Source organism: Phycisphaerae bacterium (assembly GCA_035384605.1).
In the GTDB taxonomy this organism is placed as follows: Bacteria; Planctomycetota; Phycisphaerae; order UBA1845; family PWPN01; genus JAUCQB01.
Map to the genome: position 1 here is coordinate 1 of DAOOIV010000059.1, position 11,898 is coordinate 11,898.

The 11,898-nt window shown below is 60.9% G+C and carries 6 protein-coding genes and 1 tRNA gene; 2 read left to right on the forward strand and 5 right to left on the reverse strand.

Annotated features, from left to right (window positions below):
- Positions 1 to 189 precede the first annotated feature (189 nt).
- Both PLL20_13415 and PLL20_13420 read right to left on the reverse strand, forming a co-directional pair.
- A complete protein-coding gene (locus tag PLL20_13415) occupies positions 190 to 2,235 on the reverse strand; it encodes an amylo-alpha-1,6-glucosidase (GenBank protein HPD30991.1) in 2,046 nt (681 codons plus the stop codon).
- 425 nt (positions 2,236 to 2,660) lie between these two features.
- Positions 2,661 to 2,744 (reverse strand) — tRNA-Leu (locus tag PLL20_13420).
- Between the two features lie 397 nt (positions 2,745 to 3,141).
- Here PLL20_13420 and PLL20_13425 point away from each other — a divergent pair.
- Positions 3,142 to 4,056, forward strand: a complete 915-nt coding sequence (locus PLL20_13425) for a DUF3473 domain-containing protein (GenBank protein ID HPD30992.1) — start codon at positions 3,142 to 3,144, stop codon at positions 4,054 to 4,056.
- A 611-nt stretch (positions 4,057 to 4,667) separates the two neighbouring features.
- A complete protein-coding gene (locus PLL20_13430) occupies positions 4,668 to 8,363 on the forward strand; it encodes a heparinase II/III family protein (GenBank protein ID HPD30993.1) in 3,696 nt (1,231 codons plus the stop codon).
- Between the two features lie 205 nt (positions 8,364 to 8,568).
- Here PLL20_13430 and PLL20_13435 read toward each other — a convergent pair whose 3' ends face one another.
- The 3 genes from PLL20_13435 to PLL20_13445 form a co-directional block, all read right to left on the reverse strand.
- Positions 8,569 to 9,792 (reverse strand): glycosyltransferase family 4 protein, encoded by a 1,224-nt coding sequence (locus PLL20_13435; GenBank protein ID HPD30994.1) that lies wholly within the window; start codon positions 9,790 to 9,792, stop codon positions 8,569 to 8,571.
- Positions 9,793 to 9,995: 203 nt separating this feature from the next.
- A complete protein-coding gene (locus PLL20_13440) occupies positions 9,996 to 11,159 on the reverse strand; it encodes a DegT/DnrJ/EryC1/StrS family aminotransferase (protein ID HPD30995.1) in 1,164 nt (387 codons plus the stop codon).
- Positions 11,156 to 11,836: a class I SAM-dependent methyltransferase gene (locus PLL20_13445; protein HPD30996.1), complete on the reverse strand. Its 681-nt coding sequence runs from the start codon at positions 11,834 to 11,836 to the stop codon at positions 11,156 to 11,158. The genes PLL20_13440 and PLL20_13445 overlap by 4 nt, the downstream gene beginning before the upstream one ends.
- Between the last annotated feature and the right edge of the window lie 62 nt (positions 11,837 to 11,898).

An 11,898-nucleotide genomic window follows, 5' to 3' on the forward strand; every position in this document is an offset into this window, starting at 1 on the left:
CGCGCCAAAAGCCGGACACCGACCGCCGACCACCCCCCGCGCCAAACAAACCCATCGGACGTATAAGTCCTTATTTGAAGCTATTTATGATCGGGAATAACCTCTCCCTGAGGCAGCAGTCGATATCGATCACCCAACCCCTGGGAGGCGCACGGCATGGCTGGCCGAACCCTGGATGCGCCTGCGGATTCAACCACCGACCGGTTCGGTCATGTGCCACGCCCGAAGCAGCTCACCCACGCTCCATGCTTGGGCAATGCAGCCACGAGGAGTGTGCGGCGGGTCGCCGTCGAAGATTTCGCTGACCGAGCCAATGCCCGCGTCGTCCAAGTGATCGACCAACGGCTGGATAAGCTGGCGCATGCGGCGCTTGGCCTCGGGCGAGAAATCATGAACGCGAAGGTATGCTTCCACATACGGACCCATCAGCCAAGCCCATACCGTGCCCTGGTGGTACACACTGTCGCGCCGATAGGGGTTGCCCTCGTAACGGCCGGCATACGACGGGTGCCGCGGACAGAGCGACCGCAGGCCGTAAGGGGTCAGCAGTTGCCGCTCGACGATCGCCAGAACCGCCCGCTGACGCTCGCGGTCGAGCATCGAATACGGCAGGCTGACGGCCAGAATCTGGTTCGGTCGCACCGCAGGATCGGCCCAGCCGTCACGCACCACGTCGTACAAGCACCGGCACTTCTCATTCCAGAATACCTGCCTGAACGCCTGTTCCACTTTGCCCGCCAGATCTGCATAACGGCTCGCACGGCCGGGCTCGTAAGCCGAAACACGCCGCGACAGAAGCCGCAAGGCGTTGTACCACAAGGCGTTGATCTCGACCGGCTTGCCGTGACGCGGCGTGAATACCGTGTCGCCGCATTTGGCATCCATCCAGGTCAACTGCGTCGAGGCGTCCCCGCAGGCAACCAGCCCGTCGCCGTCAACGTGAATGTTGAACTTCGTGCCCGCCAGAAATGCCTCCACCGCCCGCTCGCACGCCGGCCCGAGCTTCTCGCGCCAGCAGCCGTCATCGCCGCTGGCCGCCGTGTAGGCATCGGCCGCGTGGATGAACCACAGGCTCGCGTCGACGCTGTTGTAGTCCCGACCGTCGCCGTAATCGCTGAAACGGTTCGGGATCAGCCCGTCCTGCTGTGCGGAGGCAAAAACCTCTAAAACCTGTCTCGCCTCGCCCAGCCGCCCGGTCTCGATCAGCAGGCCGGGAAGGGCGATGAACGTGTCGCGCCCCCAGTCGCCGAACCAGTGATAGCCTGCCAGGATCGTGGTCAGACTCGACCCTTCCGGTCGCTTGCGGCTGACCACAAACGCACCTGCGGCCTCTCTGAGACGCTCCTCCACCGGCAGCGCCCTGCCGGACTCCGTCACGTTGTCGGAGGCAAACGGCCGCGGCTCCGGCCGGCCTGAGAAATCCGGGGTGAAATCGGCAACGGCGCGAAACTCCACCTCAAGGCTGCCCATCCCCGCCGCTTTGAACCAACCCGGCACAAACAGGTCCTCGCTGTGATCCAGCCCTCGTGCCGCCTCCTCCCGATGCTCAAACTGTCGCCACCAGTGCGGCTGGCTTTCGAACGCCACACCCTGATCCTGGCCTGGCGAACCGGCCGTCAACCACACGCGCGGGCCTGACGTGAAGGCATCAACTGCAACCAAGTTGTCTGCCAGAGTAAGCGGATAGCTGCCCTCAAACGCGCGGGTCAACGCGTGGAAATCACGCATCGCCAGGAACGGCAAGAGCCCCAATGAGAGAACCGTGCCGGGTGGGGCCTCGATACGATAGCGAATACAGACCTCATCCCGGTCTCTCAGCAGTACGATGCGCTTGGTCATCTTCACGCCTTCGATGGCGTAGGTGAAACGCACCCAAGGCATCTCGGCATTGTTGCTGACCGCGAAATCCGTCAGTAGCCGATAACCCTCCGGATGGAACGTCTTGTCAAACTCGAAAGTTGCCGCCTCTGCGAACCGCCCGTTGATCCCCACGCGCTCAAGCACCCCGCTCAGAAACAGCCAGCGTTCCAGAGGGGGGCGAGCGGCGGCTACGAGAAGGCCGTGATAGCGACGCGTCGGCACCCCCGCCACGGTCCCGGACGCATACCCCCCCCGCCCGTTGGTAATGAGCCACTCCCGCCTCAGCAGCCCTGCAAGGCCCCCTGAGAGCAGCGGTGATCCACTCGGCGCACCCATCGTGCCCTTCGTTGCATTCTCCAGGACTGCCGTTCCCATCGAGCCTCCGACCTCCCAGTGAGATTCACTGATTATAACCATAACCCCCCCGCCTAATCATCGGCACGAGACCGATCCTTACGCCATTTGTCGCTGGCAACTCGCCACACAGTCCGGACGCCACGGGAAAAGAAGGCCTCGAGACGCCGTGATCGCATCCTTGCGGATGGTGACAGGAGTACGAGGGCGGCGCCATTCAATAACCGCAAAGCTGTAAAACATATCCCACAATCATTACCTCTGAGCGGCCAATTTGAAGCGGTGACCGATAGGCGAATGCTACGGAAGTCGTCAACAGGTGACCTCACATAAAAATGAGACGACATTCCGTCTAAGGCGGACCGCAGCCCACGCGATCTGCGATCCAAAAACATGCGCGCAAAGTGCACACCAGTCCCGATGGAAGAGGCTAATGATCGAGGAATTGCGGATGAGAGGAGTCGAACCTCCACGGGGTTGCCCCCACAAGGACCTGAACCTTGCGCGTCTGCCAATTCCGCCACATCCGCGGCGATCTCAAAGTCCATTTAACGCCGGAGGCCGGTCCTTGTCAATAAACCGGCCTTGGAGGGCCTGGCTTCCCACCGATCTGTCAGGATTCCAGGCAGCGGCGGGAAAGCCTTTCGAAAGGGTGCTGGCAGATTTTTATGGCCTTATGGCCAGAGATCTGTCCGTTTTACGCGCATGTTCGTGGATAGCGGTGTGTTTGGGCTGCGGCCCGCAGCAAGGCGGTCCGCCTCAGGACTTTACGGACAGAGATCTGTCCATTGTACGCGGATGTTGGTGGATTGCGGTGTGTTCGGGCTGCGACCCGCCAAAAGGCGGTCCGCGTTGGCGTCCGAGAACCAAAGCCGCGGGTCAAACCTTCCGATTGATCCAATAGAAGAAAGGCCCCAGGAAGCTCGCATGCTCAACGCCCTGACCGTCGACCTCGAGGACTGGCCTCAGGCCGTCCTCGATCCGAGCCTGCCGATTACCGACCGGGTCGTCGGCAACGTCGACCGTCTGCTTGGGCTGCTGGACAGGCATTCAGTCCGGGCCACCTTCTTTGCCCTCGGAAAGGTGTGCGAGCGGCATCCGCAGCTTCTGCCCCTGATTCAGTCGGCCGGGCATGAGATTGCCTCGCACGGTTATGGGCACGAACTGATGTATCGGCTGACGCCTCGGCAATTTGAGGAGGACGTCAGGCGATCGATCGAGATCATCGGATCGCAGACCGGACGGCGGCCGTTGGGTTACCGGGCCCCGGCGTTTTCGATCACCCGAGAATCGCTCTGGGGAGGGCCGATTCTGGCAAGCCTCGGTTTTCGGTACAGTTCGAGCATCTTTCCGATCCGGAAGGCTCGCTATGGTATTCACGACGCGCCGCGCATCCCGCATCGCTGGAGCAATTGTGATCTTGTTGAGTTTCCATTGACCACGCTGCGCGTTTTCGGCTGCCATGTGCCCGTCTGCGGCGGCGGTTATATGCGACTGCTGCCCTGGTGGGTTCATGCGCACGCCATCGGCAGCATGAACGCCGGCGGCCACCCGGCCGTCGTCTATCTGCATCCCTATGAACTTGCTTCGGACGAGGTCGATTTATTTCGCAGGGCCGGATTGCGCTTCTCCACCAGCCGCCGCGTCATGCAGTCGTTGTGGCGATCTCGCGTGTTGCCTCGCCTGACCCGCCTTTTCGAGGCCTTCCGCTTTGCTCCGATAACGCAGGTATTCGAAGCCATTAATCTGCCCGGCCTTTGCCCTGCCGCTCCGGGCACGGTCCCCGAATTATCGCCCCCGTGCCTGTCACTCGTCCCCCCACCGACGTGCACCGCGACGTGAGGACTACCTGCGCAAGAACGAGGCCTCCGAAAACCGTATGCTGCCATCCGATTGGCAGGCAGCGTCCGATCCCCGCTCGCACGCCCTCATGTAGCCCAAATCCTCTTGTGTCTGGGGCGTTTTCGGCGTCCGAGAAGATGATTCACCAGACTGTCGGCCCCCGTAGCCTTTGGCCTCCAGATTCCCGGACGGAAACGTACTCAGCGGCGCGCCGCGAGTCTCGTAATAACCGTTCGTGAACTCCGGGCCTGACCACATGATTCTCGGACGTGCTCGTCCCTGAGACAACCTTGCCAAATCACCCCAGTTTTCCCAAAGGTCGTTGTCCGCTCTTCTTTTGTATCTTACATCTCTTGTTGGGAATGACTGGGATTGAACGTCCGCAAAAGGCGACGAGTTTGCCACCGCATCAGAAGAGGGGAATAAGCGCCATGCAGTCAACATCAAGACAGGCACAACAACTCGGCACCTGCTCGTCACGAGAGAACGGCCAGGATGGTTCGCCGCGATGGAGACATGCGAACCGGTGTGCTTTCTTCAGGTCTCATCGGTTGCTGCTCGGATTCCTCCTGCTGTCTTGCTGTCTGGGACAGTCATGCGAGCTCGGTCCGTTGTCTAACGGCGATGGGTTCAGCGGCGGCGACGTCCTCGGCTTTCATCCCGATCAGCCATCATCGGGAAATGACACAAACGACCCGCTCAGCCCGGCCGGCGGCGACACCTCCACCGGCACGTTGACCGCCGAAGCTGGCGAAGCCATAACGGTCATGGAACGCGAAGAAGTGGTTCTGCAGGGCTCTGTCAGCGGAGGCCAGGGCCTGTCGCTCACGTACCTCTGGAAGCAGACCGCTGGGCCACGAGTACTGCTTATGGGAACGAGCAGCCTGACGCCGAAGTTTACTGCGCCGACGGTGCTTGCCGATTCCGTGCTGACGTTCCAGCTAACCGTGACCGCGGGTACGCTGACCAGCAGCGACACCGTCGACGTCACGGTCATTAATGCGGTGTCTCCCAAGGTCAAACTCACCGCTTCGCCCAACCAAGGCACCGCGCCACTCCAGGTGACCTTCACCGTCAAGTCCGCTACGATCTCGCCTCTGCCGGAGGGTACATATACTTGGGACTTCGGCGATCAGACAGCCACCGCCGAAGGCCTGTCCGTCACTCACACTTATGTGAACGGCGGCACTTACACGGCCAGGCTGTGCCTGACCCTCCCCCCGCCGCAGCCTCAGGAACCAATCTGTGCGGAAATCACCGTAGCGGTGGCGGCAGCCCCGAGCGGCCTGCGCCAGCCCCGGTGGCCGCTGAAGACATCGCGATCGCTCTATACTGATGAGCAGATCGCACAACTGCGCCGTCTGGCCGCGACTGACCCGGTCATCATGGGTATGCGGTCATCCACCAAGACCCACGCCGACAAATGGATCGGCTACACCAACGAACAACTGCGGGAACTTCTTCCCGACTCGCGCGTCTGCCGGGATTGGGACGTCTCCGCCAAAGGCTGCCCGGTTCACGGCACTGCAATTTACCAGTACGGGACATACCCATGGAGGCTGCACCCGACAAATCGCTTCAAGGTCATTTGCCCGGTCGGCGGGGAGAGCTACCCGAGCAACGACTTTGACGCCTATTACCGAAGCGGCATGACGGACACCAGCCTGCTGGCTGGCAAGTACGTCGACAGTGGCAGAGGCTACGTCGCACCCGACGGCGAGAAGTATTGGTTTGTCGCTTACGCGTGTCACAGCCACTGGGCGAACGATTGGCTACCTGCTGTCACCTGGCTGGCTCAAGCGTATGCGTTGACGGGTCAGCGCGTCTATGCCGAAAAAGCGATCGTCATGCTCGACAGGATCGCCGAGGTCTACCCAGCGATGGACTATGACAAGCAGTCGCGATACGGGGAGATGAGTAGCGCAACCTACCCAGGAAAAATCCTGAATAGAGGCTGGGAGATGCAAACGCTTCGGGACTTGGTACTGGCATACGAACTCGTGTTTGACGCTCTCATAGATCCGGGCTCAGTCTCTTTGCCGTGGAGGTCCGCTGCGAACATTAGAGCTAACATTGAGGCCAACCTGCTTGAGGAAGCCGTTGATGTTCTCGACGGCTGGCAAGACGGCAACAGCATCGGAATACGCCAGAACACTTTGGTCCACACCATGCTCGTACGTCAGCACGGTCCTACAGCGAGCTTGCTTGACCAACTCCTGAGTTCTCCCGGCGGCGCTGCCCAACAGCAGGGCATCAACTATGCTCTCCACAATCTGGTTTACAAGGACGGCATGCCCCATGAGGGCTCACCCTACTACTGCTTTGTCTGGGTAAGGGAACTGACAGAACTCGGCCTTCCGCTGCTCAGAGCGAATATCGATCTGTTCGCTCATCCAAAGATGCAACGCATGCTCGACACACCACTGGAAATGATCTGCATCGGCCAGTTCACACCTGCCGTGGGTGATGCCGGTACCATAAACGATGGCTGGATCGGTCCTATAACGCCAACCTACCATGCCGCGTATCAGCAGCTTGGTCGGCCCCAATATGCCTGGGCTCTAGACCAGCTGGGCGAACTCCGCGACGGTTGGACGCATTACTTTGAGGATTGTCTCCGTGGCGCCATCGACCTGGCCGCACTCCAATCTGATCTTGATTCATACCAGCCCATACAGCCTAGTCGATTGCTGGATGGCTACGGCATGGCGATCCTCAACAATCCACAGAATCGCCTTGCGGTTTCTGTTTTCCATGGATTGCGAGGCTCGCATGCCCATGCCGATCGCTTGAACATCGAGTTGTTCGGTCGGAATCGAAGGCTTTCACCGGATCTCGGGTATCCCGATGCGATGAACGAGTATGTCGCGGGAATCTACAGCTGGTCCAAAAACACCGTCAGCCACAACACCCTGCTTGTCGATGACCGCAAGCAGGACGGCAACGTCGCGGGCACAGTGCTGCGGTTCCACGAAAGCCCGACAGCCCACGCGGTCGACATCGACGCCGCCGGCACCTATGCCAAGACCGACATCTATCGGCGAACACTGGTGCTGGTCGACGTCGATAATGACAACTCCTACCTGGTGGATGTTTTCCGTGCCCGTGGCGGCAGCAAGCACGTGCTCAGCATCCATGGCCCGGAAGGACAGTTCACCATGACCGGCACCACGCTCTCTGCCCCGGTCACCCAGGGCACCCTGGCCGGCGCAAATGTCGCCTACGGCCAGCTCTACGACGATCCAGTCCTCGGCGCACCGGGGTATGGTGGCCCGTACAGCACATACATGGGCAGCGGCTACTCACACCTGTTCAACTGGCAGCATGCCGCGCCGAGTACTCCGATCACCGCCCAGTGGCGTACAACCGACAACCTCGCCGGCCTTCGCGTCCACGTTCCTGATCACGCTGGACAGGATGTGATCGTCGCCGATGCCTACGTGTCCCCGCTCCGCAAAATCCCGACGATCCTTAAGTACATGCTGGTGCGCCGATCCGCCGATGCGCCCGGCAATACATTTGTCTCTGTTTGGGAGCCAACGGGAAGCCAATCCTTTATCCAGTCGGTGAATCTCAGCAACGCCGCCTCACTCGGGCAGGGTAGTGACCAGATCGTTGTGCTTACTGTGCAGCGGGCAGGGGCAACTGACACGATCGTCGTTTCTCCGGAGGCTGGCAAGGCGTTCACGCTGCCATCGGGCCTGTCTTGCGATGCGGCCGTCGCAGTGGTCACCGTCTCAAACGGACAGCTCACCCGGGGCTTCGCTGCCGGCGGCACAGGTCTGACCATGAGCCAGCCGCCAGTGGAGATCGCCGTCCCCGCGACGATCACGGGCTCGATCTCCGCAGCCGACTACGAAAACAAGGCCGTGACGATGACCTGCGACCAGCCCCCCGCCAACGCTGCCGCACTCGTCGGCAAGATGGTGCGATTCCATAACGCCGCTCACTCCTGCATGTACACGATCGCCTCGGCACGGGCCTCCGGCAACACGCTGGTCCTGGGTCTTGAAGGCTCGGAAGTCTTCACTGGCCGGGTCAGCATCCGGAACGCCGACCTGTTGGCACGGACGGTCACCACGCCCACCAAGGTTCCGCATCCGGCCAACCTTGCGGGCATGCGGCTTCTGACGGATGATTTGTCCGCTCAGGCGATGATCGTCTCGATGAGCAGCACGGGGACCATCCAACTGGCTGCCGGCAGCAACATGGCTGCATTCGCCAGCAGCCTTCCAAAGGACGCGTGGATCGCTGATTTCGGCTACGGCGACGACGTGGAGATCGAGATGTCAGTTCACATGCCGTAGCAAACGGAAGTGAATCAGGACGCTGTGGCGGCGAGGTTCAGAGAGGCGGATCGGGGCCCTATGGCGATCAGTGCCATCTGGTGCGACCTCGACCGGCCGTTGGTGAGGTGGTGTGGAAATGGATTACTAGCAGGCTTCTTCGCAGACCGGAAACAGTCGCGAATATGGAGAGGTGGCATGAGACGGCGTGCGGAGTGCCGACAGCTCAGAAGCTTGCCCGGGCTTCTTCCAGCGTGCGAACGAATTGATCAGCCAGACGATCGCGGCCAAACTCCCGCTCGGCCAGCTCCCGGGCCCGCCGTCCCATTTCCTTGAGTTCCGGCCGATGATCGCGCATCCAGATTACGGCGTCGGCAAAGGCCTCAGGATCATCGGGCCTGACCACCAAGCCGCAGCGGTTCGCGGTGACCATGTCGGCCAGCCAACCGGGGTAGTTGTTCAGCACCGGAAGCCCACAGGCGATGTAGTCAAAAAACTTGTTGGGCGACGTCCCGTAGTAGAATGCCGGAACGTTCTTGAGAACCATCATCCCCGCGTCCATTCGCGGCAGAACGTCAGCCAGTTCCTCCTTGGGCATCGGAGGGAGCCAACTGATCAGTGCGTCGAGCCCCTCGTTCTGGCTCCGCCGCATCAGCCGCTCGCGCTGCCCCCCGTCGCCGATGAACACCAAGCGGATCCCCTTTTCGCCCCGGTCTCTTAACACAGCTGCTGCGTCGAGCACCGCGTCCAGGCCGTTGGCAAGGCCGTGGGCCCCGGTAAAAACAAGCTTGAGATCGACCGGCCCTCCGAACCGAGGATCACTGAGCGGTTCGTCCGTCGGGCGAAACAGATCGAGATCCGCGCAGTTCGGAATCATCGCAACCTGATCCGCCGAATAACCCGTGCGACAGATTCCCTCCTTGATGCCCGGCGCCAGGGCAATGATACGGTGAGCCGCTCGGTAGATCCGTCGCTCCATCCTGCGAAGGTACGCCTTGGTGAGCGGGTTGCGAACGACGCCCAAGGCGATGGGCAGTTCCGGCCACAGATCACGAACCTCAAACACGAACGGCACGCCCAGGCGTCTGCCCGCCTTCATGCCGGGTAGCCCTACGGTCAGCGGCGTCGAGGTCGCAAAGACAAGATCGCCGTCCAGGCCGCACGCAATTTGCGCCGCCGCACGGGCAAAGCGGCCGAATGCCATGGTCCGCCGCATGAAGCTCATCTGGTTTGAATAGGGCTCGGCGATGCGAAACACTCGAATACCATCTATATCGTGCTCGGCCAGTCGCTCCGCGGTGTCGCCCCCGAGGTCTCCGTGGCCGTATGCGCCACAGATCATGGTCACCCGGTGCCCGGCGGCCAGCAACCTTCGGCTCATTTCATACGAGCGGGTGCCAGTGGCTCCCTTGCGGGTCGAGAAATGCTGGTGGATGTAGATAACGTGCATGATCAGCTCATGCCCTCGGTCATTCCCGCGCGGACCGCCACCTGATTCTGCCCATGGGGCAGACGCAACGCCACACGTGGATGTCTGGATTCAGGAAAAACAGAAGGGAGAGATCGGAGACCGTTGGGACCGCCGGATCATAGCAACAGCGACGAAGGTCAATCGAGGAACACTCCTGTTCGGTTGTCCATTCGCTGCCAAGATCACGCTTGGCCGATCGTGCAGATGAAATCGACCGTTCGTCTTGCGGTGGCCTCATCGGCGCGCGGATGCAGGGGTAAGTTGACGGTCTCTCGCGAGGCCCGATCCGCCTCGGGGCACATGCCGGTATGGTAGCCGTACGCTTCCATCGGCGTCTCGATCGGGTGCAGCGGACACTCAAACCAACTGCCCAGTTCCACGAAGTGGGAAGCCGCCTCCGCCAAGGCGCGTTGCTTGTCGGCGACGCGCACCGGGTAGCGAACCAGTACTGGCTCCATTTCCGACGGCAATTGCGTCACCGACCAGCCTCTCTCGCTCAGCAGACTATCGTACACGCGGGTCATCCGCCGGCGGTGCTCGATGTTGTTGTCCAGTCTTGCCAATTGCCGAAGGCCGACGTGGGCCTGCACCTGGCTCATGCCCTTGAAAAAGTCAGGCTCCATACGGGGCTGGAATTCGCACGTACTCGATGAACCGACGACCAGCCCCTTTCGCGTCAGCCATCTGAATACGTTCTGGGCGAATGCGGTTGTTCGCGGGTAGATCGCCGTGCGGTAGATCATCAACTGTGCCCGGAGCATGGCGACTTCACGCATCGTCGGCTGTGCCAAGCCTTGTCCGACGACACTCGCGATTCGATCGGCAAGCTCGCGGTCGTGGACCACCGCCATGCCGCCCAGGCCGCTGGTAAATGGCTTGTTCCACTGGAAGGAGAAGTAGGCCGCGACACCAAACGTCCCGGCGAGCTTGCCCTTGTACCGTGAGCCCAGAGCCAGGCAGCAGTCTTCGACCAAGGTCAGCCCATGCCGCTGACAGATATCTGTGATGGCGTCCATTCGGGCCGGATACCCGTAGGTGTGTTGGGCGATGATCAGCCTGGTGCGTGGCGTGATCTTCGCCTCGATGAAGTCCGGATTGATGTTGTACGTGCGAGGCTCAATGTCGACAAAAACCGGCTTGGCACCCAGATAGACGAGCGGGTTGACGGCCATCACGCAGGTGTAGCCGGGCATGATGACTTCGTCGCCTTCACCGATACCCAGGGCTTTCAGAATCGCGTACAGCGCAACGCGACCTTTCCAGAAGGCAAAGGCACGGGGTACACCCAGAGACTCAGCAAAGGCGCGCTGATATTCCCTTACACTGCGGGCAGAAGAATCAATCATTTCACCGCGCACCCCGCCACTATGTACTTCCATGCGTCCGGCGTAATCGGATCAACCAGAACATCCACAAAGTGTAGCAGGCTTCGCTGCCATTCTCTTCGTCCGAACGTCGCAAGCAACCCGGTGCAGACCCGCGTGACCTCGGAAAACGGTCGCAGCAAATCGTGTACCTCGCCAAGCGACAGGTATCGCCATCGCTCACCCCAGGCGACAAATCGCTTTCTCAGGAAGGCATGCAGACGAGTGCCAACAAGGTTCTCCGCAAAGAGCAGCTTGCCGCCCGGTCGCAGAACGCGATGCATCTCTCGAACAGCCTTCTCTTGGGCCGTGTAACCCCCGGCCCCGCCAATTCCGCCTAGAACCGACTTGAAACAGACGATGTCGAACGAGGCTTCAGGATATGCGATGTTCGTCGCGTCGATGGCCTCGTACTTGACGAGATGCCCAACACCGTATCGCTCGTGCAAGACCTTGGCGACCGGAGACGGACCGTTCAGGTCGGAGCAAACAACGCGACAACCCTTCGATGCGAAGTAGAGGGAAAGCCCGCCGTCTCTGGCTCCCAGATCAAGAACCTGGGCGTCATCACGACAAACCGCGGTTTCGTCCCAAAGTTGCAGCACCACCCGCCAGTTTGCGACATCCCACTGCAGGATTTCGCGGTCCGAGACCTTCACGAGCCGCTTGCCTCCCTCGCAAAACACCCGACATTCCCCGAATCAGGACCTCTTCGGGCATC

Excerpts from the sequence above, each read along its gene's own strand:
- PLL20_13425 (HPD30992.1), top strand. The coding sequence starts at position 3,142 with ATGCTCAACGCCCTGACCGTCGACCTCGAGGACTGGCCTCAGGCCGTC.
- PLL20_13415 (HPD30991.1), bottom strand. The coding sequence starts at position 2,235 with ATGGGAACGGCAGTCCTGGAGAATGCAACGAAGGGCACGATGGGTGCG.
- PLL20_13440 (HPD30995.1), bottom strand. The coding sequence starts at position 11,159 with ATGATTGATTCTTCTGCCCGCAGTGTAAGGGAATATCAGCGCGCCTTT.
- PLL20_13435 (HPD30994.1), bottom strand. The coding sequence starts at position 9,792 with ATGCACGTTATCTACATCCACCAGCATTTCTCGACCCGCAAGGGAGCC.